Genomic DNA, 23,326 nt, shown 5'->3' with positions numbered 1-23,326 from the left:
CGGCGGCTCGTCACTGTGGGTCAGCCTGCGTTCACGCTTGGCTTCACTCTTGGGTGGTCTTGTTCGGGTTTTCCCGGTTCAGGTAGTTGTACACCGTGAAGCGGCTTACACCCAGGGCTCCCGCGACCGTTTCCACGCCATGCCGGACGGAGAAGGCGCCTCGCGCCTCCAGTATCCGCACGACGTCCTGCTTGGACTTCCGGTCGAGCTGGGACAACGGTAGGCCGTGCCGGCGCTCCAGCGCCGCCAGGATGTGGTCCAGCGAGTCGGAGAGCTGGGGCAGGCGAACGGCCAGCAGGTCCTGGCCCTCCCAGCTGAGCACGACGTCGTCGGGCTGCGCGAGGGCCGGGTCCATGAGCTCGCCGCCCATGGCGTCCACCAGCGGCTTGACCGCGGTGACGAAGGGGTGGTCGCGGGGTTCGGTCACGGCATGTCCTCCCCGAGCACATTGACCTGGAGCGACACGCGCGTGGCCCCGGCCTCCAGGGAATCGCGCAGCAGCGCGCCCACCGCGGCGATCACCCGTTCGGCATCACCTTCCGCGGTATTGCCGAAGGGGCCGACATCCACCGCGTCCAGCTGGGCCTTCTGGATGACCTCGCGAGCGGCCACGGCGTGGGCGGGGGCCTCTTCGAGATCGAAGGGCTCGGTCGTGAACTCCACTCTCAATCGCACGCTGGCCAAGCTACCTGGCAGTGGGGACTTTTCGGGAGTCCGTACTTGACAGCCGCGCGAACCTCCATGCAGTCTTCCATCAAGCAGAAACTAACTTCCGCAATACGGAAGGAGCGCACACCCCTCATGGGATACACGGACCAGCGCTTCGATGTAAACCTTTCGATCCTCTTCACGGAACTCCCGCTCCTGGAGCGTCCCGCGGCTGCCGCCGCGGCCGGCTTCACGGCGGTCGAGCTGTGGTGGCCCTGGATCGAGACCCCCACCCCCGCCCAGGAAGAGCTGGACGCCCTCAAGAAGGCTCTTGAGGACGCCGGCACCCAGCTGGTGGGCCTGAACTTCTACGCCGGCCAGCTGCCGGGCCCGGACCGCGGTGCGGTCTCGGTCCCCGGTGAGGAGTCGGAGCGCTTCCGCGCCAACATCGACATCGCGGCGGACTTCGCCCAGTCGGTGGGCTGCAAGGCGCTGAACGCCCTCTACGGCAACCGTGTCGAGGGTGTGGACCCGGCGGTCCAGGACGAGCTCGCCCTGGAGAACCTCGTCGTGGCGGCCCGCGCCGCGGACCGCGTCGGCGCGATCCTCCTGATCGAGACCCTGAACAAGCCCGAGTCGCCGCTCTACCCGCTGGTGAGCGCCCCGGCCGGCATCGAGATCGTGGACAAGGTGAACGAGGCCACCGGCCTCGGGAACGCCAAGTTCCTGCTCGACCTGTACCACCTGGCGATGAACGATGAGGACCTCTCCGAGGTCATCGAAAAGTACGCCGCCAAGACCGGGCACGTCCAGATCGCGGACAAGCCCGGACGCGGTGCCCCCGGCACCGGCGAGCTGCCCCTCGAGGACCTGCTGGACCAGCTGAAGAAGGCCGGATACCAGGGCTACGTAGGCCTGGAGTACAAGGCCGCCGACGCTGCCGCGTCCTTCGCGTGGCTGCCGGCCGAGGCCCGCGCCGCCAAGTAAGAGGACAAAGTCCAGGCGATCAGCCAGGCACCTCACGCACTTTTCGTACAAAGCATTAAGAGAAGGACCCTCATCATGAGCAACCTCCCCAAGATCGCGTGGATCGGTCTCGGCATCATGGGCTCCCCCATGGCCGAGAACCTCCTGAAGGCCGGCTACTCGGTCACCGGCTTCACCCTGGAGCAGGACAAGCTGGAGCGCCTGGCCGCCGCCGGCGGCACCGCCGCCGGCTCGATCGCCGAGGCCGTCAAGGACGCCGACGTCATCATCACGATGGTGCCCGCCTCCCCGCAGGTCGAGGCCATCTCCTACGGTGAGAACGGCATCCTCGAGAACGCCAAGTCCGGCGCGCTGATCATCGACATGTCGTCGATCACCCCGCAGACCTCGATCGACCTCGCGAAGAACGCCGCCGAGAAGGGCATCCGCGTCATCGACGCCCCGGTGTCCGGCGGCGAGGCCGGCGCCATCGAGGCCGTCCTGTCGATCATGGTGGGTGGCGAGCAGGCCGACTTCGACGCGGCCCTCCCGATCCTCGAGGCCCTCGGCAAGGTCATCGTCCTGTGCGGTCCGCACGGCTCCGGCCAGACGGTGAAGGCCGCCAACCAGCTCATCGTCGCGGTGAACATCCAGGCGTGCGCCGAGGCCGTCGTCTTCCTCGAGAAGTCCGGCGTGAACCTCCAGGCCGCCCTGGACGTCCTCAACGGCGGCCTGGCCGGCTCCACGGTCCTGACCCGCAAGAAGGACAACTTCCTGAACCGCGACTTCAAGCCCGGTTTCCGGATCGACCTGCACCACAAGGACATGGGCATCGTCACCGACGCCGCCCGCAACGTCGGTGCCGCCCTTCCCGTCGGTGCGGTCGTCGCCCAGCTCGTCGCCTCGCTGCGCGCCCAGGGTGACGGCGGCCTGGACCACTCCGCGCTGCTCCGCGCGGTCGAGCGCCTCTCCGGCGCCCAGATCTGATCCACCGCGGCCCGCTCCCCCGGGCCGCCTCCCCCCTCACGGGGGCCTGAGTTTCCGGATGGTGCCGGTGCTGACACCTGTCCTGTCGCGCCCAAGCGCCGGCACCGTCCGGATTACCTCTCTCCATCTTTGTTCAACAAACTGTTGACGTTTAGTTCTCGCCGAAATTAGGCTCCGCATGGCGGAAGACACTTTCCGTCAGCAGTTACCCGTACGGAAGGTCACCATGTCGAAGCGCACGCTGACGACCGAGTCCGGCGCCCCGGTCGCCGACAACCAGAACTCCGCCACCGCCGGCGTCGGTGGCCCGCTCCTGGTCCAGGACCAGCAGCTCCTTGAGAAGCTTGCCCGCTTCAACCGTGAGCGCATCCCGGAGCGTGTGGTGCACGCCCGCGGCTCGGCCGCGTACGGCTACTTCGAGGTGACCGACGACGTCACCGCGTACACCAGCGCCGCCTTCCTGAACACGGTCGGCAAGAAGACCGAGACCTTCCTGCGGTTCTCCACCGTGGCCGACTCGCTGGGTGGCGCGGACGCGGTCCGCGACCCGCGCGGCTTCGCGCTGAAGTTCTACACCGAAGAGGGCAACTACGACCTCGTCGGCAACAACACCCCGGTGTTCTTCATCAAGGACCCGATCAAGTTCCCCGACTTCATCCACTCCCAGAAGCGCGACCCCTTCACGGGCAAGCAGGAGCCGGACAACGTCTGGGACTTCTGGGCGCACGCCCCCGAGGCGACGCACCAGATCACCTGGCTCATGGGTGACCGCGGTATCCCGGCGTCGTACCGTCACATGAACGGCTACGGCTCCCACACGTACCAGTGGACCAACGAGCAGGGCGAGGCCTTCTTCGTCAAGTACCACTTCAAGACGAACCAGGGCATCCGCTGCCTGTCGGGTGACCAGGCCGCCGAGCTCGTCGGCAAGGACGCCAACTCGCACCAGACCGACCTGCTCCAGGCGATCGAGCGCGGTGTGAACCCGAGCTGGACCCTCTACGTCCAGATCATGCCCGCCGCCGAGGCCGCGGACTACCGCTTCAACCCGTTCGACCTCACCAAGGTGTGGCCGCACAGCGACTACCCGCTGCAGCGCGTGGGCCGCCTGGTCCTCGACCGCAACCCGGACAACGTCTTCGCCGAGGTCGAGCAGTCCGCCTTCTCCCCGAACAACTTCGTCCCGGGCATCACCGCCTCGCCGGACAAGATGCTCCAGGGCCGCCTCTTCGCGTACGCCGACGCCCAGCGCTACCGCCTCGGTGTGAACCACACCCTGCTGCCGGTCAACGCCCCGAAGGCGACCAAGGCCGAGAACTACGGCCGTGACGGCGTCATGGCGCTGCGCAACGGCTCGCGCCACGACAAGAACTACGAGCCCAACTCGTACCAGGGCCCGGCCGAGACCGGTCTGGCGCTCGGCGCCCCGAAGGCCGTCTCCGGCTACACGGGCACCCACGAGGCCCCGGCCCACACCAAGGACGACGACTTCTTCCAGGCCGGTGAGCTCTACCGCCTGATGTCGGAGGCCGAGAAGCAGCGTCTGGTGGCGAACATCGCCGGCGGCCTGTCTCAGGTCACCCTCGAGGACGTCATCGAGAAGAACCTGGCTCACTTCCACGCCGCGGACGCCGACTACGGCCGCCGCGTCGAGGAGGCCGTCCGCGCCCTGCGCGACGCCTGAGCCGAATGAACGTACCGGGGGCCTGACGGGAGGTCAGGCCCCGGGTACCAGCCCGAGCTGCTTACCCGGATGAGGGGTGGTACGCAGTGAGGGCAGGACGAGGACCGTGGCGGGCGAGCGAGCCAGTGCGGTGGTAATGGGTTCCGAGGCCCGTCTCTTGACCTGAGGGAGACGACGCCGGAGTTCTCGTCGCCCGCTCGCCGCGGTCCCAGCCACTCCTCTATATACAGGGGCCACGCACAGAGTCCCCTGTATATGGAGGAGCACACCTCCCCACCTGACTCCGCCCGGCGGTGCGAACGTCCTGTCGCGCCAGCCTCGCTCCGTCGGGCGGTAACAACCAGAGCGCCGAGTCACGGACGGTCCCGTGACTCGGCGCTTTGTCGTGCGCGGGGTCTCAGCGGCGGCCGCAGGGCGCGTCGACGTCCAGGTCACTCAGGTAACGGTCGTATTCCGCCCGGGGCAGGGGGTCGGGGACATAGGCGCACAGGGTGGAGCGCCACTCGGCGACGTCGATGGTGTGGCGGGTCAGCGAGCCGTCCGGGCCGAGGGCCAGGAGACCGCCTTCCGGGTCGGTGAAGATCCTGCTGGCTCCGTTGCCTTCGGCGCCTCCGGCAGCCCCGGCAGCTCCACTGGCGCCGAGCGGCCAGAAGCCGAGGGAGTCGCCCGTCGCCGCGTCCCAGAAGTTGAGGCGGCTTTCCGTACCGGTGTAGGAGAGCTGCGTGACAAGCCGGGAGTCCGGGCTGAAGACCACGTGGGACTGCGCGTTCTGGGCGACCGTGGAGGCACTGGCGAGGCGGCCGTCAGCCACCCGGAGGACGGTGATGCGCTGGTCGCTGTCGACCACGGCCACCTTCGAGCCGTCGTCGCTGACGGAGGAGTCCACGATCCTGCGCTCAGTGATCTTGGAATGGCGGACCCGCTGGAGCCGGCCGTCCGCCCAGCGCCAGACGGTGACGGTACCGAGCGCCTGGTCCGTGGCTGCCAGGGTCATGCCGTCCCGGCTGACGGCGAGGTCTCCCAGGACCTCCTTGTCCTCCAAGACCTGGCTGACGTTCATGGTGCGCAGGTCGACGACTTTGAGCCCCTGCGGCCAGGCTCCGACGACGTGCGCGTCGTCACCCACGAGCTGAATCGTGCGGGTGCCCTCGCCGTTGAACAGGTAGGGGCCGTCCAGGAACAAGGTGAGGTCCTTGGGATTCAGGCCGGTCTTGCCGTCCCACACGCTGAGAGCACCCCGGCTGTCGGCGACCACGATGGGTCTGCCGTCGCGGGCAACGCTGATGGCCTCCACCTCGTGCATCATGTTCCCCGCCTTGCGCAGGCCCGCTTTCCGGTCGGTGAGCAACCAGACGTCGGTGCCGCGGTTCGCGTCCTTGCGGAGGCCGATGCGGCCGTCCTCGGTGACCTCCGACGACTTGAGTCCGTCGTCGTTGGGGAGGCGACCGACGGTGGGGTCCGCCGTGCGGAAGAGGGAGACGGCGCCGTCGTTCGAACCGGCTGCCACCCAGGTGCCGTCGCCTGAGACCGAGAGGCTCTGGACGGGGAAGGAGAACGAGCCCAGGGTGCGCTGCCTGCGGCGTTGCGCATCGTAGACGGCGACGGTTCCGCCCTCGGCGCCGATCAGCATCTCGCGCTTGTCGGGGGCCGGGGCGGGGCGTAAGGCGGTGCCCGTGCTGCCCGTCCTCTTGTCCTTGTCCTGGGGCTGGGTGCGGACGGCGCTCCAGGTGCGGGTGGCGGCGTTGAACGTACGGTACTTCCCGCCCTCCGAGTCGTCGGCGCGCAGTTGGCCCGCGTCGTCGAAGATGAGGGTGACGGAGTCCGCGCCGGCGTCGGTCCTGCTGAGCTCGGCTCCGGACGCGGTGTCCCAGACCGCCATGCGCAGGGCGTCGACGTTCGGCTCGTAGAAGGCGGCGGCGATCCGGCTTCCGTCACGGGCCAGTGCGAAGCCCTTCAGGTGCAGCCCCGCGTTGGGCAGGTCCCTGCCATTGCTCGCCACGATCTCCCGAAGCAGCTGCCCACGCCGTACGTCCCACACCTCGACCTCGTTGAAGGCGCGCTCCACGACGAGCATTCCGCCGTCCGCCGTGAGTTCGAGGACTCCGCCGCCCTGCGCCCATCCCTTGCCACGCAGCACGGGCAGCTCCTTGCCCCCGCGGATGTCGTAGAGGTGGATGTGCGCGTCTTCATTGTTCGGATCGTCGGCGTCGAATCCGCTGTAGTAGGCAAGCATGCTGCCGTCGCGGCTGACCGCCACCTGGGTCGGGGTGCCCCCGCCGGAGCCGCTGAAGTCGACGACGGCGCCGGAGCCGCCCTGGAAATGGCGGGCCACGTTGGCATTGGCCGCGACTGCCCGGGCCAACGCCTGCGCGGACTCGCTCGTCGGCCGGACCGCCTCGGCATACAGGGCCAGTTGGGCGGCCTTGCGGGGGTCGGTGTCGGCCAGGTGCACGGAACGGGCGGCCAAGGCCTGGGAAGCGGAGGTCCGGGCCCTGGCGAGGGCTTCGCCGCGCTGCTGCCAGGCGAAAGCGCCGGCGCTGACGGCGATGAGCGAGACGACCACGAGACCGGCCACGAAGGAGCGCAGGATCCAGCTCGCCTTGCGCTGCATCCGCAGGTCGGCGCTGTCCAGCTCGTCCTTCTCGCGTCCGTGGACGGGCGCGGCGAGGGTGACCACCTTGTCGCGGAAGTCGGCGCCCTGGGCCATGGAGCGGTCGCCGTCGCCGCACGTGCGAAAGGGCCTGAGATCCACGTAGAGAGGTTCGGAAGCGAACGCTCCGCTCAACTCTCGTGGGAGCGCGTCCGTCAGCGTCCAGTCGAAGTCTCCGGCCGTGTCGTCCCACTTGATCACACCGGCGCTGAACGCGACCAGGAAACGGTCCATGCCGTGGTTGCGGCGCCAGTACGCGATCTCCTGGCGTACCCACTTGGACTGCGCGGCTTCCGGGGAGGCCAGGTAGATGAAGTGGCGGGAGCCTGCCAGCGCCGAGGTGATCGCCGAGCCGAGATCGTGGCTCGCGCCGAGGCTGGTGGTGTCCCGGAAGATCTTCAGCCCCGGGCGACGCAGCCAGGGCGTCCGGACGATGCCCTGCAGTCCCTTCTCAAGGGCGGCGGCAAGCGGTACGTCCGCCGTATGGCTGTAGGAAATGAAGGCGTCGCGTTCCAATACCGAGTCCCCCGGGTGGTCCCGTACTTGTGTGATCTCTGGCAACTCGTAGGGTGACATGGAGAGTTCTGATAGGGGGAAGGTTCAAGGGATGGGTTTGCGACAGCGGTTGGGGCGACGGCGCGGCGGTGGGGGCCTCGGCCCTCAGGAGATCACCGTCAAGTTATCCATCCCCTTCGTCGGGGAGATCAGCGGGACTTGGGAGCCCGTGGACTCCGAGCGGGAGGCCGCGTGGGAGCTCTACGTCGAACTGGCCACTCGTGTTTCGGTCGTTGAGCTGGGCGAGGATGAGGGGCTGCTTCGGGAGGCTCTGTCGTCGCTCTACACCGTCTTCGCGACGACACGGGAGATCCTGCGGCGCTACGGCCCCGCGGTGGCGCCGCGGGTGCCGCCGGGACACCTGACCTTCGGGGTGCTGGCGGTAAATGTCCTGAACCTTTCGATCCGGCCGCTGCTCAGCCGCTGGCATCCGCTGCTCACTGCTCACGAGGCGACACGCGGAGACCATGTCGACCCGGTCGCGCACGAGCGGCGGTGGTCGCGGGTGGGAGAGTTGCGGGCAGAGATCGAGTCGGTACGACAGGTGCTGCTGGGGCTGGCACAGGCGCTGAATGAAGTGGCGGGGGTCGGCGATCTGATCACCGTACGAGTGCCGCGGCCGACGACGGCGGAGGCTGCCACCGAACGGCCCCGGTAGCGCCGCGCGGGAAATAGCGGAGCGGCCCCCGTCCCTCCCGGAGGAGGAGCGGGGGCCGCTTCGTAGTGCTGCGGTGGATCAGACCTGGAGGGGCTTGATCGCGGTCGGGGCGTGGCCCGGCTCGGTCGCGAGCTCTTCGAACTCGGTGACGTCGCTCATGTCGACCGTCTTGCTCATCGCGATGTTGGTGACGCGCTCCAGGATGGCCTCGACGACGACCGGGACCTGGAACTCCTGGGCCAGCTTCTTGGCCTCCTCGAAGGCCTCGCCCAGCTTGTCCGGGTCGGTGACGCGGATGGCCTTGACGCCCAGGCCCTCGGCGACCTTGACGTGGTCGACGCCGTAGACGCCGATCTCCGGGGTGTTGATGTTCTCGAACTCGAGGTTGACCTCGAAGTTGATGCCGAGGCCGCCCTGCGCCTGGCGGATCAGACCCAGGTAGGCGTTGTTCACGAGGACGTGGACGTAGGGGACCTTGTGCTGGGCGGCGACCGCCAGCTCCTCGATCATGAACTGGAAGTCGTAGTCGCCGGAGAGGGCGACGACCGGGACGTCCGGCTGCGCGGTGGCGGCGCCGATGGCGGCCGGGATGGTCCAGCCGAGCGGGCCGGCCTGGCCGCAGTTGACCCAGTGGCGCGGCTTGTAGACGTGCAGGAACTGCGCGGCCGCGATCTGGGAGAGACCGATGGTGGTGACGTAGCGGGTCTCCGGGCCGAACGCCTTGTTCATCTCCTCGTAGACGCGCTGCGGCTTCATGGGGATGTTCTCGAAGTGCGTACGGCGCTGCAGGGTGGCCTTGCGCTCCTGCGCGGAGGCGGCCCAGGCGGAGAAGTCCGGCAGCTTGCCCTCGGCCTTCCACTCCTTGGCGACCTCGATGAAGAGCTCGAGGGCGACCTTGGCGTCGGAGGCGATGCCGAAGTCCGGGGCGAAGATCTTGCCCAGCTGGGTGGGCTCGATGTCGACGTGGACGAACTTGCGGCCCTTGGTGTAGGCGTCCAGGTTGTAACCGGTGTGACGGTTGGCCCAGCGGTTGCCGATACCGATGACGGTGTCCGACTCGAGGAAGGTCGCGTTACCGTAGCGGTGAGCGGTCTGCACACCGACCATGCCGGCGGCCAGCTCGTGGTCGTCCGGGATGGTGCCCCAGCCCATGAGGGTGGAGATGACCGGGATGCCCGTCAGCTCGGCGAACTCGACCAGCAGGTCGGAGGCGTCGGCGTTGATGATGCCGCCACCGGCGACGATCAGCGGACGCTCGGCCTCCAGCAGGAAGCTCAGGGCCTTCTCGGCCTGGGCGCGGCTGGCCTGCGGCTTGTAGACCGGCAGCGGGGTGTAGGTCTCGGGGTCGAACTCGATCTCGGTCAGCTGGACGTCGATCGGCAGGTCGATGAGGACCGGGCCGGGGCGGCCGGAGCGCATCAGGTGGAAGGCCTGCTGGAAGACACCGGGGACCTGCGCGGCCTCCAGGACCGTGGTGGCGGCCTTGGTGACGGGCTTGGCGATGGTCGCGATGTCGACGGCCTGGAAGTCCTCCTTGTGGAGCTTCGAGACCGGGGCCTGACCGGTGATGCACAGGATCGGGATCGAGTCCGCGATCGCGGAGTACAGGCCGGTGATCATGTCGGTGCCGGCCGGACCCGAGGTACCGATGCAGACGCCGATGTTGCCCGCCTTGGCACGGGTGTAACCCTCGGCCATGTGGGACGCGCCCTCGACGTGGCGGGCGAGCGTGTGGCTGATGCCGCCCACGTTCTTGAGCTCGCGGTAGAAGGGGTTGATCGCAGCACCGGGCACGCCGAACGCTTGTTCGACACCCTCGAGCTTGAGGATCTCAACTGCAGCGGCAGCGGCTGTCATACGAGGCATCAGGGTCTCCTGCGGGTCTGGCGGTCAGACTTTTTCCGTCATCCGGAATTTTTGTTCTGCTATACGGAACAAGCTAAGCGGCCTCCTCGCGCACGTCAAGGCGCTATGTCACCTCGGAAGCCACCAAAAGCCGCATCTCATTCGACGAGTTGCACAAATGTCCGGGGCCTCGGGGGCGGATCGGCGTGAATCCGCCCGCACGCTCGCCCCGGCGGTCGCGGGTGGTGGAGCATGTACCTACGCACAGCGACGGAGGGGGTCCAGGTCTCATGGCGGAAGCGGTACCGGTGCGCTGCCCGGCGTGCCTGCGCGAGAACGGCTACACCGCCCCGGTCTTCCCCTGCGCCTGCGGGAGCCCGGTCCACCCGCCGCTCGATCTGGCGGCGCCGCCCGTACCGCTGACCCACCGGACCTGGTCGGACAGCTGGGTGGCGGTGCGCTGCGGGTCCTGCGGGCGGGAGAGCGAGTGGCCGCATCCGGAGCTGGGGTGCGGATCGTGCGGGACGGTGGTGCGGCTTCCGGTCCACCCGGTGGACGCGGTCGCCACGGCTCCGGCCGCGAATCCGGAGCCTCCGGCGCGGGCGGCCGACGGTGTGGCGCCCGTAGGCGAGGGCGGGCCGGAGGAGCGGCGCGAGGCCCGGCCGGACGGCCCTGACTCCCGGCCCGCGCACATACCGCTCCCGCCGACCGCGCCGGTGCCGCGCCCGGCCTTCCGGCCGGTGACCATCCGTACCGCCCGGGACGCGGTGGCCACGGCCGCGCTCTACCTGCGCTGGCTCGGCTTCCAGGACGTACGGCAGCCCGACGGGCGCCCGATCCCCTCTGCGGCCGTGGACCTGCGGGCTCCGGGACTGGTGGCACAGGTGGACCCGACCACCGCGCCGGCCGGGCTGCGGGCCGTGGAGTGCGTCTGGCTGAACGGGCTCACGGCCTCGGCGACCAGCGTCTACTTCTCCCTCGCCGGGTACACGGAGGACGCCCGCACCCGCGCGGACGACCTGGGGATACCGCTGTTCGTCATGGACCTCACGGGCATGCCGCAGCCGGTCAACGACCCGGCGGACGAGCTGATCGGCCTCGGGGCCTAGGGGGCGGCGGTCGGCGGTCAGGGATCTCCATCGCCTACGCTCGGAGGCGTTATCCGCTGCTTGCCAGCCGTTGCCCTTCCTGCCAGGAGAGCCCGATGAGCCTGTACGACATCCCGCTGACCACCCTGTCCGACGAGCCCACCACCCTCGGGGCCCACAAGGGCAAGGCGATCCTGCTGGTGAACACCGCCTCGCAGTGCGGGCTCACCCCGCAGTACTCGGGGCTGGCCCGTCTGCAGTTCAAGTACGAGGAGAAGGGCTTCACCGTCATCGGCGTGCCCTGCAACCAGTTCGGCGGGCAGGAGCCCGGCAACGCCGAGGACATCCAGACCTTCTGCGCGGCCGGCTTCGGCGTCACCTTCCCGATGCTGGAGAAGTCCGAGGTCAACGGCGAGCACCGGCACCCCCTCTACCAGGAGCTCGTGAAGGTCCCGGACGCGGAGGGCGAGGCGGGCGACATCCAGTGGAACTTCGAGAAGTTCCTGATCTCCCCCGCCGGCGAGGTCGTGGCCCGCTTCCGTCCGCGCACCGAGCCCGAGTCCCCCGAGGTCATCGCCGCGATCGAGGCGCACCTGCCCGCGTAGGGCGAGCCGCCTGTACGGAAGCGCCCCGCGGATCCCGCAGGGCGCTTCCGGTCGGTCGTCAGTTCACCTCGCGGTCCATGCCTGCCCAGTACGGCTCACGCAGCTTGAACTTCTGGATCTTGCCGGTGGCCGTACGCGGAATCGCCTCGCGGAACTCGACGGTCGTCGGAGCCTTGTAGCCGGCCATGCGCTGCTTGCAGTGGGCGATGATGTCGGCCTCCTCCGCCGTCGCCCCCTCGGCGAGGACCACGAGGGCCTTGATCGTCTCGCCCCACTTCTCGTGCGGTACGCCGATCACGGCGACCTCCGCGACCGCCGGGTGGCTGAAGATCGTGTCCTCCACCTCGATCGACGACACGTTCTCGCCGCCCGTGATGATCACGTCCTTCTTCCGGTCGGAGATCGTCAGGTGGCCGTCGGCCTCGTCGAGGGTCCCGCCGTCGCCGGTGTGGAACCAGCCGTCCCGGAGCGCCGCCGAGGTCTCCTCGGGCTTGTCCCAGTAGCCGTCGAGCACGACGTTCGAGCGGGCCAGGACCTCGCCCGACCCGGAGACCTTCAGCTTGACCCCTAGCGCGGGCAGGCCCGCCCGGGACAGCTTGCGCGCCCGCTCCTCGGCGGGCAGTGCGGCGTCCTCGGGCCGGGCCCGGTTGAAGGTGAGCAGGGGCGAGGTCTCGGTCAGGCCGTAGATCTGCGTGAACTCCCATCCCAGCTCCTCGCCCACCCGCTGGATCGTCTTGCTCGGCGGCGGAGCCCCGGCACAGACGATCCGTACGCGGTCGCGGCCCGGGATCTCGCCCTCCCAGCCGGCCGCCGCGTCGAGCACCGCGTTCCAGACGGCGGGCGCGCCGCACATGAGCGTGACCCCGTGTTCGTCGACGCGGCGCAGGATCTCGGCGCCGTCGACCTTGCGCAGCACCACCTGCTTGACGCCGAGTCCGGCCATCACGTACGGCATGCCCCAGCCGTTGCAGTGGAACATCGGCAGGGTGTGCATGTAGACGTCGCGCTCCCACACGCGGGTGTGCAGCCCGAAGGTGAGCCCGTTGACCCAGATGTTGCGGTGGGTGAGCTGGACGCCCTTGGGGCGGGCGGTGGTGCCCGAGGTGTAGTTGATCGTCGCGGTGGCGTCCTCGTCCGGGCGGGACCAGGGGCGCGGCTCGACGCCGAACCGCATCAGCTCGGTGTCGGTCTGCGCGCCCAGCACGAACCGGTGGCGTGCCGTGATGCCGGCGAGGGCCTCGTCCAGCTCGGGGTCGATGAGCAGGACCGAGGCGCCGCTCTGGCGCACCACGTACTCGATCTCCTCGGGCTTGAGGCGGAAGTTGACCGGTACGCAGATCCGGCCGCTCATCGGCACCGCGAACAACAGCTCCAGCATGCGGGCCGAGTTGTGGCTGACGACCGCCACGCGCTCGCCCTCCCCGACACCGAGCGCGTCGAAGCCCGCCTGCCACGCCCGTACGCGCTCGCCGAGCCGTCCGTACGTGGACTCGGGTACGGGCGGGCCCGGTTGACTCGGCTCGTCGACGACACCGGGGCTGGAGGCGAAGCCCAGCTCCGCCCGGTCGAGGAAGTCCGTGACGGTCATCGGAATCCGCATTGCTCTCTCCTGTATCGGTACGGCGACTTCAGGTGTGACGAGTAACGAGTAACGACTGACGGGTAACGACTGACGAATGCCCGCAGTCTGGCACGGACGGGCAGCGGCGAGGCGGTCAGCCGCGAATGGATCCAAAGCGTACGGAGCCGCGCCCGGAGCCCCTCCCGGCCTCACCCTCGGACCCGCCCATCGCGGAGATCATCAACTCCCCCTCGGCCACGATCTCCTCCTTCCGCGCCGCCGAAACCTCCCCGAACAGCTCCACGGTGACCACCCCGTCCGCTTCCTTCCAGAGACCGGCCAGGAAGCCGTCGACGAGCAGGGTCCGGTGGGCCTGGTTCCCGGTCCAGGTGCGCCCCTTGACCTCCGGGGGGACCACGCGGCCGCGGTCGGCGTGCGAGAGGAGGAGGTTGTCGAATTCGGGGAGGAAGCGGGGCGGCGCCGGGGTCTGCGCGTCGGGACGCGGGGCGTCGGGCAGATCGAAGAGCTCGACGCCGTCCTCGTCCCGGAAGACTTCGAGCCCGGGGCGCAGCCGCTCGAAGGCCTCGCGCAGCCGGGTCAGTCCTGCCCACACCTGCATGTCCTTGACGGAGGCGGGCCCGAAAGCCGCGAGGTAGCGGAGCACGACCTCGTCCACGGGCTGCGCCCGGGCGGCCTCCGCGGCGGGCCGCCCGAGCCAGTGCTCGACGGTGGTGAGGCGCACCTGCCCGCTGCGCCCCCAGACCCCGCGGGGCGTGACCTGGACCAGCGGCAGCCGGCAGCGGGCGGCGACGGACAGGGACTGCGGGTCGGCGTCGGGCCAGTGCCGCAGCAGCTCCTCGCGGATCTCGCCCATGGTGCGCGGCTCGCTCTCGACGAAGGCGCGGGCGTGCTCGGCGAGCCGGTCCAGGTCCACCCCGACGAGGCCCTTGCGGAAGTAGTTCACCTCCCGGTCGCGGGCGGGCTGCACGAGCGGGCGCAGCGTCAGCGCGTCGTGCGCGGTGTGGGTGTGGATCGTCGAGCGCATGGTGACCATCCGGACCACCTCGCGGGACTCCATGAGCCCCGCCAACTCGGCGGGCCGGAAGCCGGCGAGCCGGGCGTGGAGCTGGTAGTACGGGGGCTTCACGTTCTGCGCCTGGAGGCCGAGGAGGTGCCCGACGGCGTCCGCGGCGGACATCTCGGCGCGGCTCAGGAGCAGCTGGCGGGCGAGCGTGGCACGGTTCAGCGACCGGGTGTCGAGTACGGGATGCGTAGTCCTGGAGGCCATGACAGCAAGCTATCCCTCCTTGCGGACACGGCCTGTCCGCAACTCACAAACGCCCGCCAACTCACGCACGCCCGCCAACTCACGCATGTCGGCCCACAACCCAATCCCCTGACCCCACCCACACACCCCGATGCCCGTTTCTCCCGTATATCCTGCCCCTTGCCCGTAAATAGACGTTCGACCGGGAGCTGACCTGCGATGTCGGAGCGCCCAGACCGCCGCACCCCGCCGTCCGCCGCGAAGCGCCCGGCGTGGCGCCGCCCCGGCTCCCCGGGCGCCACACCCCCGGCGGGCGGGCAGTCGTCCGGTCCGCAGTCCGCACCGGCCGCCCCCACTCCCCCGAACCACCGCAGCGTGATCGACTCCGCCGTCTACCGCGACGGCCGCCGGGTCGCCTCCCCCGCCACCCTGGCGGACACCTTCCGGCAGCTGCGCGAGGAGCCGGACGGGATGGCCTGGATCGGCCTGCACCGCCCGACCGAGACCGAACTTCACTCCCTGGCCGCCGAGTTCAACCTCCACGAACTCGCCGTCGAAGACGCCCTGGAGGCCCACCAGCGCCCCAAGCTGGAACGCTACGGCGACACCCTCTTCGTGGTCCTGCGCGCGGCCCGCTACCTCGACGCCCAGGAGGAGGTGGAGTTCGGCGAACTCCACGTCTTCGTCGGCCCGGACTTCCTGATCACGGTCCGCCACGGCGGCGCCCCGGACCTCTCCAGCGTCCGCCGCCGCATGGAGGGCACCCCGGAACTCCTCTCCCTCGGCCCCGAGGCCGCCCTGTACGCCATCCTCGACGCGGTGGTCGACGGCTACGCACCGGTCGTCGAGGGCGTCCAGACCGACATCGACGAGATCGAGACGGAGGTCTTCCGCGGCGACCCGGCGGTCTCCCGCCGCATCTACGAACTCTCCCGCGAAATGGTCGAGTTCCAGCGCGCCACCCGCCCCCTGGTCGGCATGCTCCACGGCCTGATGGCGGGCTTCGCGAAGTACGGCACGGACGAGGAACTCCAGCGCTACCTCCGCGACGTGGCGGACCACGTCACCCACACCAGCGAACGCGTCGACGGCTTCCGCCAGGCCCTGACCGAAATCCTGACGGTCAACGCCACCCTGGTCTCCCAACAACAGAACGCCGAAATGCGCGCCCTGGCCGAAGCCGGCTTCGAACAGAACGAGGAGATCAAGAAGATCTCGAGCTGGGCAGCCATTCTCTTTGCACCCACACTCGTGGGGACCATCTACGGCATGAACTTCGACTCCATGCCCGAGCTGAGTTGGAGCTTCGGATACCCCTTCGCAGTCGGCTTGATGGGGGTGGTTTGCGTCAGCTTGTACGTAGTTTTCAAGCGGCGGGACTGGCTTTAAGAGGCGACTGACCCCACTCGAGCTGCGCGCACGGTTTGCGCCTGCACCTCCCACACGAGCCGCCCATTTCGGACTCTGGGGAGGCCCTGGGGAGAAGTTATGCGGATGATCTCCTCGCCCTGCCCTTAACGAGCCCCTGACCAGGGCTTTTGGTATCCAGCGAGCGTTGGGGAGAATTCGGGGAGAATCCCACACGCCGCTCAACCGGCGGCCTCCCCCTGGGGCTACGCCGTTCCGGTCTCAGTGGCCGAAGAAGGCTCGGTGAGGCGCAGGGTCCGCTGGGCCGCGGTGCGCAAGTGGCGGAGCACCTCCTGGTCGGCGGCCAGCGCGCAGTCCGCGTCCAGGGCCGCCAGAAGCTGGGCGATGCGAGGCAGGGAGTCGCCGGAGAGGTCGACCGTGCAGCTTGTGGCGTCGATCGGGGTGACGCGCCCGGGCAGACCCTGAGTGCGGGCGAGCACGACCTCGGCAGGGGCCTGGACCGTGGCGACGGCTCGGTGTCGGGCAGGCGTGGTGGCGATCTTGGCGGCGACGAAGGCGCCAGGGTCCGGGGCCGGCAGTTCGCGCGGCGGGACCCGGCGCCCCGTGGGGGCGGGCTCGAACATTCGGTCGAGGCGGTAGAGACGCCAGTCGTCTTGGTGGGTGTCGTACCCGACGAGGTACCACCGACCCGCGGCCGGGACGAGAGCCCGGGGTTCGCACCGGCGCGGCCCGGGGGTTCCGTGTCGGGTGGTGTAGACGAAGGTGACGATCTCGTGATCGCGACAGGCTGCGGCGAGGACGGACAGCGTCGAGGGATCGACTTGAGGTGCTCCTTCGGGGGCGCCGTAGGTGAGGGGCGCGGTGGTCGCCTCCTGCAGGGCCGAGACCTTGGTGCGCAGTCGGGCGGGGAGGACCTGTTCGAGTTTGGCCAGGGCCCGCAGGGCGCTCTCCTCGATGCCGGTGACGCCGGAGGCGGCCGTGCGCAGGGCGACGGCGATGGCGACGGCTTCCTCGTCGTCAAGGAGGAGCGGGGGCAGGTGGGCGCCGGCGCCCAGGCGGTAGCCGCCGGTGGGGCCCGTGGTGCCTTCGACCGGGTAGCCGAGCTCGCGCAGGCGGTCGACGTCCCGGCGGACGGTGCGCAGGGTCACGCCGAGGCGTTCGGCGAGTTCCTGGCCGGGCCATTCGCGACGGGTCTGCAGGAGGGAGAGGAGGCGGAGCATCCGGGCGGGCATGTCGCTCGTCATGTTTTCCACTATGGGCCCAATTAGTGACGAGAGGTGTCCTAAACCGGTTCTAGCGTGGAGGTCACCAACGGGATGAAACAGCGCATTCCGTACGAACTTCCACAGGAGATGTCTCGTCATGAAGATCGGACTGCTGGGTACCGGTTTCGCCATCGCCCACGCGGGCGTCTACGCCGCCCGCCCCGACACCGAGGTCGTCGTGTTCGGCCGCACCCCGGAGAAGCTCGCCGTCTTCGCGGAGAAGTTCGGCTTCGCCACCACCACGGATGTCGAGGACATCTACCGCGACCCCGCCGTGGACCTGGTGGACGTGTGCCTGCCCACCGCCCTGCACAGGGAGCACATCCTGCGGGCGCTCGCGGCGGACAAGCACGTGCTGTGCGAGCTGCCCATCGCCCCGAGCGTGGCGGAGGCGGAGGAGATCTGCCGAGCCGCCGAGGCAAGTGACCGACAGGTGTTCATCGACATGTTCATGCGGGTGCACCCCGCGGTGCAGCACCTGCACGCCACCATCGCCGACGGGGCGCTCGGCGGGCTCAAGACCCTGCGCTCCTACCGCAAGGCCGGCCCGGTCTGGGGCCCGGTGACGCTGGGCCTGGAGCAGCTGGCCCTGGAGGTCATGCTCTCCGACCTCGACTACATCGTCGCCGCCCTGGGCCTGCCCGCCTCCATCCAGACCGCGGGCGTCAGCGCCGGCCCGCGGCGGGCTGCCGCCGAAACGGTACTCGGCTACGACGGCACGCTCGTCGAGTTCACCACGTCCACGCTCGTGCCCGCCTCGTACGGGGTCACGCACGGCTTCGAGGCGGTCTTCACCGACGGCGTCCTCCAACTCCACGAGACCCCGTACGACCCGGCCGGGCCGTCCATGCGGCTCACCGAGTACACCCCCGCCGGGCAGCGGGAGATCGCCCTGGCTCCGGCCGACATCTACGCCGCCGCGATCGGCCACGTCCTGGACTGCCTGGCCACGGGCGCCAAGGACAACCTGCTCACGCCGCGTACGGCCACCGACACCCTGCGTCTGGCCCTGGACATCCACCAGCGCCTGATGGGCGCGTGACGCCATGACCGCCCCGAAGAATCCGAGGCGTCCGCACGACGAGATCGTGATCACCGGGGCCCGGGTGCACAACCTCCAGGACATCTCCCTGCGCATCCCCAAGGGTGTGATCACGGTGTTCACGGGGGTCTCCGGGTCCGGGAAGTCGTCGGTGGTCTTCGACACGATCGCCGTGGAGTCCCAGCGCCAGATGAACGAGACCTTCCCGGCCTTCGTACGCAACCGGCTGCCGAAGTACGAGAAGCCCGAGGCCGACGCGATCGAGGACCTGTCCCCGGCGATCGTCGTGGACCAGCGCCCGCTCGGCGGAGGCTCGCGCTCGACCGTCGGCACCATGACGGACATCGCCTCGCTGATCCGGCTGCTGTTCTCCCGCGCGGGCGAGCCTTCGGCGGGCATGTCGACGGCGTACTCGTTCAACGACCCGGCGGGTGCCTGCCCGACCTGCCAGGGTCTGGGCCGCACCGTCCAGCTCGACCTGGACCGCTTCTTCGACCAGGACAAGTCCCTGAACACCGGCGCCCTGCTCTTCCCTCTGTTCAACGTGGGAGGTGTGCAGTGGACCCTCTACGCGCGCTCGGGCCTGTTCGACAACGACAAGCCCCTGAAGCGGTACACGAGGAAGGAGTGGGACACCCTTCTGCACGGCAGCCCGCAGGGCGGGGAGGTGAAGATCGAGCTGGCCACCCGGATGGGCACGCAGAACGTCACGTACGAGGGCCTTGTCGACCGGTTCAACCGCCTCTACCTCAACCGGGACCTGTCCACGCTCTCCAAGCGGACCCGCGACGCGGTCGAGGGCTTCACCACCGAGGGCGAGTGCCCGTCCTGCCACGGCGCACGCCTGGGCGAGGCCGCCCTGAAGACCAAGGTCGGCGGCCGCTCCATCGCCGACCACATGAACATGGAGATCACCGACCTGATCAGCGTCCTGACCGAGGTGGAACACCCGCTCGGCACCCCGCTGGCACGGGCCGCGATCCTGGGACTGAAGCGGATCGAGGACATCGGGCTGGGATACCTGCACCTGGGTCGTGAGACCGGCTCCCTGTCGGGCGGCGAGGGGCAGCGGCTGAAGATCGTACGCAACCTGGGCTCCAGCCTGACCGGAATGACGTACATCTTCGACGAGCCGTCCACGGGGCTGCACCCGCGCGATGTCGGGCGGGTCGGGAAGCTGCTGGCCCAGCTGCGCGACCAGGGCAACACCCTGCTCATCGTCGAGCACGACCGCGATGTCATCACCGGCGCCGACCACATCATCGACATGGGCCCCGGCGCGGGCCGCCACGGCGGGCAGGTCGTCTTCCAGGGCACCGTCGACGAACTCCGCGAGGCCGACACCCCCACCGGTCGGCACCTCACTTCCGCGGTCGAGCTGAAGACGGCCGTACGACGCCCGGCCGGGCAGCTCGAGGTACGCGGCGCCACCCTCCACAACCTCAAGAACGTCTCCGTCGAGGTGCCCGTCGGCGTACTCACCGCTGTGACCGGGGTGGCCGGATCCGGTAAGTCCAGCCTCATCTCACAGGTGTTCGCCGCCCAGCACCCCGAAGCGGTCTTCATCGACCAGGGCGCCATCGGGGCCAATTCCCGTTCCACACCGGCAAGCTGGGTCGGCGCGATGGACACCGTGCGGGGGCTCTTCGCCCGGGCCGGTGGCGTCAGCGCCGGCCTGTTCAGCTTCAACTCGGCCGGCGCGTGTCCCGCCTGCGCCGGGAAGGGCTCCATCACCGCGGACATGGCCTTCGCGGACCCGGTGACCACCGTGTGCGAGGCATGCCGGGGATCGCGCTACAGCGCCGAAGCGCTCTCGTACACCCTGCGCGGCAAGACGGTGACCGATGTGCTGGCCATGACCGCCGAAGACGCCTGCGCCTTCTTCACCGAGAAGCCGGTCCGCGGCCCTCTGGCCACGCTCGTGGAGGTCGGCCTGGGCTACCTCACCCTCGGCCAGCCCCTGTCGACCCTGTCCGGTGGTGAGCGCCAGCGCCTCAAGCTCGCCGGGCACCTGGGCGGCCGCAGCGGCATCTACGTGATGGACGAGCCCACCACCGGCCTGCACATGGCCGACATCGCCACCCTGCAGCGGTTGCTGGACCGGCTCGTCGACGAGGGCAATACGGTCATCGTCATCGAGCACAATCTCGACATCGTCAAGCGAGCCGACTGGGTCATCGACATGGGCCCGGAAGGTGGCCGCCACGGCGGGCAGGTGCTGTTCACCGGCACCCCCGAGCAACTCGTGAAGCACCGTAGCTCACACACGGCGCAGGCCCTGCGCCAGGACCTGGGCCTGTGAGGGGACGGGAGGACAGGGCGCAGCGTGGGCGCCCGGCCCCCGCGACGTACAGGGCGGTTTCGCGGATGGCGTCGGCGTAGTCGGCGGGGCCGGGGTCCGCCGGAAGCAGTCGGAGACGGAGGCCCGGGGCGGGTGCGGGGCTGGAGGGGCCTCGCACCCGCCGGCGCGGTGCCGGTCAGCCCTGGTAGCAGTTCATCTCCCAGATCACGCCGTACTTGTCCCGGACGATGCCGTAGACGGCGCCCCAGGGCTTGGGAGCCAGTTCCTCGTGCACCGTGCCGCCCGTGGCGAGCTTCTCGAACGCCTTGCGCTGCGCGGCCGCGCTGGTGTGCTGGGTACCGATGTGGATGTTGTTGCCGGTCAGAGTGCCGGTGCGAGCGGTGGGGTCGCCCCAGTGGTCGGCGACGTTGAGCGCGCTGCCGTCGGAGAACTGGAGCTTGGCGTAGACGACCGTGCGGCTGAGCTGGGGGTCGTTCTCGGCACCTGGTACGACGTGGGAGGCGAGCATGCGGCGGTCGCTGATCTCCTTCGCGCCGAAGACGTCTTCGTAGAACGCGATCGCCTCCAGGGCGCCGTCGCAGTAGACCATCGGGGTGAAGAGCTGGATCTGCTCGGGCATGAGGGGGCTCCTTCTAGTCGTGGGGCGGGCTTCTCCCTGCCGTCGAAAGCGACCATAGAAGTGCAATAGGTCAATTCATGACCTATTGGACGCACCCGACCCTTCGGCCGCGCCCTCGCCCCCAATAGGCCAGAAAGTGTCCTATTGGAGTGGGATGCTGCCGCCCATGAGCGACACCCCCGCCCGCCTGCTCCGGCTGCTCTCCCTGCTCCAGTCCCCCCGGGAATGGCCCGGCCACGAGCTCGCCCAACGCCTCGCCGTCAGCCCGCGCACCATCCGCCGGGACATCGACCGCCTGCGCGAGCTCGGCTACCCCGTCCACGCCACCCAGGGCAACACCGGCGGCTACCGCCTCACCGCCGGCACCGCCATACCGCCCCTCCTGCTGGACGACGACGAGGCCGTCGCCATCGCCATCGGCCTGCGAACCGCCGCCGCAGGCTCGGTCACCGGCATCGAGGAGACCTCCGTACGCGCCCTCGCCAAGCTGGAACAGGTGCTTCCCTCCCGGCTGCGCCGCAGGGTGACCGCCCTCCAGGAAGCCGCGGTGGCCCTCCCGCAGAGCGGGCCGACCGCGGACGCCGAACACCTCGCGCTCATCGCCGCCGCCTGCGTAGCCCACGAGAAGATCCGTTTCAGCTACCGCTCCGGCGCCGGAGCCGAGACCCGCCGTCTGACCGAGCCCCACCAGCTCGTCGCCGCCGGACGCCGCTGGTACCTGGTGGCCTACGACTGCGACCGGGCCGACTGGCGCACCTTCCGCCTCGATCGCCTGGCCGACCCCTTCCGTACGGGCTCCCGCGTGCCGCCACGCGAGCTGCCCGGCGGCACGGACGCCGCGAGCTGGGTCGCCGCCTCCCTCAGCGGCACGGAGGGCTCGCGCGCCCTGCTCCGGATCCACGCGCCCGCGCAGGCCGTCGCCGACCGCGTACCGCCCTCCCTCGGCGTGGTCGAACCCATCGACGAGCACACCTGCCGCCTGCTCACCGGCGCCGACTCCCTGGAATACCTCGCCTACCGGGTCGCCGTCCTCGGCTACGACTTCGATGTGCTCGACCCGCCCGAACTCGCCGCCCACCTGCGCATTCTGGGTGAACGCGTACTGCGTGCCGCCGACACCGCCGAGCAGTCGAGGGCCGGAGAGTGAACGACCACGACGGGGAAGCCCCCGGACTCTTCGACGCGGCACTCGTCACCCCGCCGCCCGTACCCGCGCCCGGATTCCACGGGATCACCTTCCACGAGCAGCGCGCACGCACCCTCCTCAACAAGATCCGGGGAGCCCGGCCGGGCGGCATGGCCTGGACCCTCAACCCCTACCGAGGCTGCACCCACGCATGCACCTACTGCTTCGCCCGTGACGGCCACGGCCGCCTCGGTTTCGACCCCGGTGCCGGCTTCAACAGCCAGGTCGTCGTCAAGACCAACGCCGCCGAGATCCTCCGCCGTGAACTTCGCGGCGGAAAGACCGGCGACGACTGGGTCATGGTCGGCACCTCCACGGACTGCTACCAGCGCGCCGAAGGCCACTACCGCCTCATGCCCGGCATCCTGCGCGCCCTCACCGACCACCGCGTCAACTTCACCACGACCACCAAAAGCGCCCTGCTGCGCCGTGACATCCCCCTCTACGCCCAAGCCGCCGACGCCGCCGACGTTCTGGTCATGACGTCCCTCGGCTCTCTCGACGAGCGGGTGTGGCGTGCTTTCGAACCCGGCACCGCACCCCCTCGCGCCCGTCTTGCCACGATCGCCGCCCTGCGCGCCGCCGGGGTCCCCGCCGGCGTCCTCATCGCCCCCGTCATCCCGCACGCCGCAGACCGCCCCGAGGCCCTGGACTCGCTCGTGGACGCGTGCGCCGAGGCAGGAGCCGTCACCGTCTATCCCGACGTGATGCGGATCAGCACCGGCGCGCGCGACTGGTTCCTCACCCAGTCGGCCAACCACCTGCCGCCCCGCCTCCATCAGCGCCTGGCCTCGTCCTACGCGCACGAGCGCGCCATGCCCGCCCACTACGTCCGCCAGGTCACCGCCCACGTCCACGCCCGCGCCGCCCGCCACGGTCTGCCCCGCTGGGAGGACTACATCCGCGCCGCCGGCAGCCGACGGCCTCGGTGAGGGCCCAGGCAGCGGTGAGCGCGCCGACGGGGTCGGGGGCGGCGCCGGCTGGGGAGAATCCGGGGAGAATGAAGCCCCGTTGGGGAGCGGTTGGGGAG

Annotated in this window: 19 protein-coding genes; 11 read left to right on the top strand and 8 right to left on the bottom strand. The window is 69.7% G+C overall.

The genetic code is table 11. The features are described from left to right. Positions 1–43 precede the first annotated feature (43 nt). Together ACGFYU_RS15920 and ACGFYU_RS15915 are read right to left on the bottom strand one after the other, a co-directional pair. A complete protein-coding gene (locus tag ACGFYU_RS15920; RefSeq protein WP_393827869.1) occupies positions 44–427 on the bottom strand; it encodes a helix-turn-helix domain-containing protein in 384 nt (127 codons plus the stop codon). After that, a complete protein-coding gene (locus ACGFYU_RS15915; RefSeq protein ID WP_393827868.1) occupies positions 424–675 on the bottom strand; it encodes a thiamine-binding protein in 252 nt (83 codons plus the stop codon). Before ACGFYU_RS15915 ends, ACGFYU_RS15920 begins: the two co-directional genes overlap by 4 nt. Before the next feature lie 126 nt (positions 676–801). Here ACGFYU_RS15915 and ACGFYU_RS15910 point away from each other — a divergent pair, with 126 nt between their 5' ends. The 3 genes from ACGFYU_RS15910 to ACGFYU_RS15900 all read left to right on the top strand — a co-directional run bounded on the left by ACGFYU_RS15910 (position 802) and on the right by ACGFYU_RS15900 (position 4,285). Continuing rightward, complete coding sequence (locus tag ACGFYU_RS15910; RefSeq protein ID WP_393827867.1) at positions 802–1,635, top strand: TIM barrel protein; 834 nt, start codon at positions 802–804, stop codon at positions 1,633–1,635. A gap of 75 nt (positions 1,636–1,710) precedes the next feature. Continuing rightward, entirely contained in the window at positions 1,711–2,601 is an 891-nt protein-coding gene (locus ACGFYU_RS15905; RefSeq protein ID WP_382643785.1) for a 2-hydroxy-3-oxopropionate reductase, read from the top strand. A 226-nt stretch (positions 2,602–2,827) separates the two neighbouring features. Further along, a complete protein-coding gene (locus tag ACGFYU_RS15900) occupies positions 2,828–4,285 on the top strand; it encodes a catalase (protein ID WP_393827866.1) in 1,458 nt (485 codons plus the stop codon). Positions 4,286–4,682: 397 nt separating this feature from the next. Here ACGFYU_RS15900 and ACGFYU_RS15895 read toward each other — a convergent pair whose 3' ends face one another. Beyond that, complete coding sequence (locus ACGFYU_RS15895) at positions 4,683–7,451, bottom strand: TIR domain-containing protein (RefSeq protein ID WP_393827865.1); 2,769 nt, start codon at positions 7,449–7,451, stop codon at positions 4,683–4,685. 208 nt (positions 7,452–7,659) lie between these two features. Here ACGFYU_RS15895 and ACGFYU_RS15890 point away from each other — a divergent pair, with 208 nt between their 5' ends. Continuing rightward, a complete protein-coding gene (locus ACGFYU_RS15890) occupies positions 7,660–8,148 on the top strand; it encodes a hypothetical protein (protein ID WP_393827864.1) in 489 nt (162 codons plus the stop codon). A 78-nt stretch (positions 8,149–8,226) separates the two neighbouring features. Here the strand turns inward: ACGFYU_RS15890 and gcl are convergent, their stop codons facing one another. Further along, a complete protein-coding gene (gcl, locus tag ACGFYU_RS15885) occupies positions 8,227–10,014 on the bottom strand; it encodes a glyoxylate carboligase (RefSeq protein WP_393827863.1) in 1,788 nt (595 codons plus the stop codon). A 269-nt stretch (positions 10,015–10,283) separates the two neighbouring features. On the opposite strand from gcl, the gene ACGFYU_RS15880 reads away from it, so the two are divergent. Beyond that, a complete protein-coding gene (locus ACGFYU_RS15880; RefSeq protein WP_393827862.1) occupies positions 10,284–11,102 on the top strand; it encodes a hypothetical protein in 819 nt (272 codons plus the stop codon). A 95-nt stretch (positions 11,103–11,197) separates the two neighbouring features. After that, entirely contained in the window at positions 11,198–11,686 is a 489-nt protein-coding gene (locus tag ACGFYU_RS15875; protein WP_393827861.1) for a glutathione peroxidase, read from the top strand. Positions 11,687–11,744: 58 nt separating this feature from the next. On the opposite strand, the gene ACGFYU_RS15870 is transcribed toward ACGFYU_RS15875, so the two are convergent. Both ACGFYU_RS15870 and ACGFYU_RS15865 read right to left on the bottom strand, forming a co-directional pair. After that, positions 11,745–13,286 carry an AMP-binding protein gene (locus tag ACGFYU_RS15870; RefSeq protein ID WP_393827860.1) on the bottom strand — a complete coding sequence of 514 codons (1,542 nt, stop codon included), beginning with the start codon at positions 13,284–13,286 and terminating at the stop codon, positions 11,745–11,747. A 115-nt stretch (positions 13,287–13,401) separates the two neighbouring features. After that, positions 13,402–14,535 (bottom strand): winged helix DNA-binding domain-containing protein, encoded by a 1,134-nt coding sequence (locus tag ACGFYU_RS15865; RefSeq protein WP_393827859.1) that lies wholly within the window; start codon positions 14,533–14,535, stop codon positions 13,402–13,404. 198 nt (positions 14,536–14,733) lie between these two features. Between ACGFYU_RS15865 and ACGFYU_RS15860 the strand changes: the two genes are divergently transcribed. Then, the gene (locus ACGFYU_RS15860) at positions 14,734–15,903 is read left to right on the top strand and encodes a magnesium and cobalt transport protein CorA (RefSeq protein WP_393827858.1); all 1,170 of its coding nucleotides are present in this window, start codon (positions 14,734–14,736) and stop codon (positions 15,901–15,903) included. A 224-nt stretch (positions 15,904–16,127) separates the two neighbouring features. Here ACGFYU_RS15860 and ACGFYU_RS15855 read toward each other — a convergent pair whose 3' ends face one another. Beyond that, positions 16,128–17,126 (bottom strand): helix-turn-helix transcriptional regulator, encoded by a 999-nt coding sequence (locus ACGFYU_RS15855; protein WP_393827857.1) that lies wholly within the window; start codon positions 17,124–17,126, stop codon positions 16,128–16,130. 118 nt (positions 17,127–17,244) lie between these two features. Here ACGFYU_RS15855 and ACGFYU_RS15850 point away from each other — a divergent pair, with 118 nt between their 5' ends. Together ACGFYU_RS15850 and ACGFYU_RS15845 are read left to right on the top strand one after the other, a co-directional pair. Next, a complete protein-coding gene (locus ACGFYU_RS15850; protein ID WP_393827856.1) occupies positions 17,245–18,189 on the top strand; it encodes a Gfo/Idh/MocA family protein in 945 nt (314 codons plus the stop codon). 4 nt (positions 18,190–18,193) lie between these two features. After that, the gene (locus tag ACGFYU_RS15845; protein WP_393827855.1) at positions 18,194–20,491 is read left to right on the top strand and encodes an excinuclease ABC subunit UvrA; all 2,298 of its coding nucleotides are present in this window, start codon (positions 18,194–18,196) and stop codon (positions 20,489–20,491) included. 175 nt (positions 20,492–20,666) lie between these two features. On the opposite strand, the gene ACGFYU_RS15840 is transcribed toward ACGFYU_RS15845, so the two are convergent. Next, positions 20,667–21,110, bottom strand: a complete 444-nt coding sequence (locus ACGFYU_RS15840; protein WP_393827854.1) for a VOC family protein — start codon at positions 21,108–21,110, stop codon at positions 20,667–20,669. 166 nt (positions 21,111–21,276) lie between these two features. On the opposite strand from ACGFYU_RS15840, the gene ACGFYU_RS15835 reads away from it, so the two are divergent. After that, entirely contained in the window at positions 21,277–22,257 is a 981-nt protein-coding gene (locus ACGFYU_RS15835) for a helix-turn-helix transcriptional regulator (RefSeq protein ID WP_393827853.1), read from the top strand. Continuing rightward, positions 22,254–23,228 carry a radical SAM protein gene (locus tag ACGFYU_RS15830; protein ID WP_393827852.1) on the top strand — a complete coding sequence of 325 codons (975 nt, stop codon included), beginning with the start codon at positions 22,254–22,256 and terminating at the stop codon, positions 23,226–23,228. The genes ACGFYU_RS15835 and ACGFYU_RS15830 overlap by 4 nt, the downstream gene beginning before the upstream one ends. Positions 23,229–23,326: the final 98 nt, after the last annotated feature.

The organism is Streptomyces sp. NPDC048337, from assembly GCF_043201175.1.
In the GTDB taxonomy this organism is placed as follows: domain Bacteria; phylum Actinomycetota; class Actinomycetes; order Streptomycetales; family Streptomycetaceae; genus Streptomyces.
The sequence above is the reverse complement of the archived record's forward strand: the minus strand, read 5'-3'. Positions and strand labels throughout refer to the sequence as shown.

Excerpts from the sequence above, each read along its gene's own strand:
- ACGFYU_RS15905 (WP_382643785.1), top strand. The coding sequence starts at position 1,711 with ATGAGCAACCTCCCCAAGATCGCGTGGATCGGTCTCGGCATCATGGGC.
- ACGFYU_RS15865 (WP_393827859.1), bottom strand. The coding sequence starts at position 14,535 with ATGGCCTCCAGGACTACGCATCCCGTACTCGACACCCGGTCGCTGAAC.
- ACGFYU_RS15910 (WP_393827867.1), top strand. The coding sequence starts at position 802 with ATGGGATACACGGACCAGCGCTTCGATGTAAACCTTTCGATCCTCTTC.
- ACGFYU_RS15860 (WP_393827858.1), top strand. The coding sequence starts at position 14,734 with ATGTCGGAGCGCCCAGACCGCCGCACCCCGCCGTCCGCCGCGAAGCGC.
- ACGFYU_RS15880 (WP_393827862.1), top strand. The coding sequence starts at position 10,284 with ATGGCGGAAGCGGTACCGGTGCGCTGCCCGGCGTGCCTGCGCGAGAAC.
- ACGFYU_RS15870 (WP_393827860.1), bottom strand. The coding sequence starts at position 13,286 with ATGCGGATTCCGATGACCGTCACGGACTTCCTCGACCGGGCGGAGCTG.
- ACGFYU_RS15850 (WP_393827856.1), top strand. The coding sequence starts at position 17,245 with ATGAAGATCGGACTGCTGGGTACCGGTTTCGCCATCGCCCACGCGGGC.
- ACGFYU_RS15845 (WP_393827855.1), top strand. The coding sequence starts at position 18,194 with ATGACCGCCCCGAAGAATCCGAGGCGTCCGCACGACGAGATCGTGATC.
- ACGFYU_RS15900 (WP_393827866.1), top strand. The coding sequence starts at position 2,828 with ATGTCGAAGCGCACGCTGACGACCGAGTCCGGCGCCCCGGTCGCCGAC.
- ACGFYU_RS15840 (WP_393827854.1), bottom strand. The coding sequence starts at position 21,110 with ATGCCCGAGCAGATCCAGCTCTTCACCCCGATGGTCTACTGCGACGGC.
- ACGFYU_RS15855 (WP_393827857.1), bottom strand. The coding sequence starts at position 17,126 with ATGACGAGCGACATGCCCGCCCGGATGCTCCGCCTCCTCTCCCTCCTG.
- ACGFYU_RS15875 (WP_393827861.1), top strand. The coding sequence starts at position 11,198 with ATGAGCCTGTACGACATCCCGCTGACCACCCTGTCCGACGAGCCCACC.
- gcl (WP_393827863.1), bottom strand. The coding sequence starts at position 10,014 with ATGCCTCGTATGACAGCCGCTGCCGCTGCAGTTGAGATCCTCAAGCTC.
- ACGFYU_RS15835 (WP_393827853.1), top strand. The coding sequence starts at position 21,277 with ATGAGCGACACCCCCGCCCGCCTGCTCCGGCTGCTCTCCCTGCTCCAG.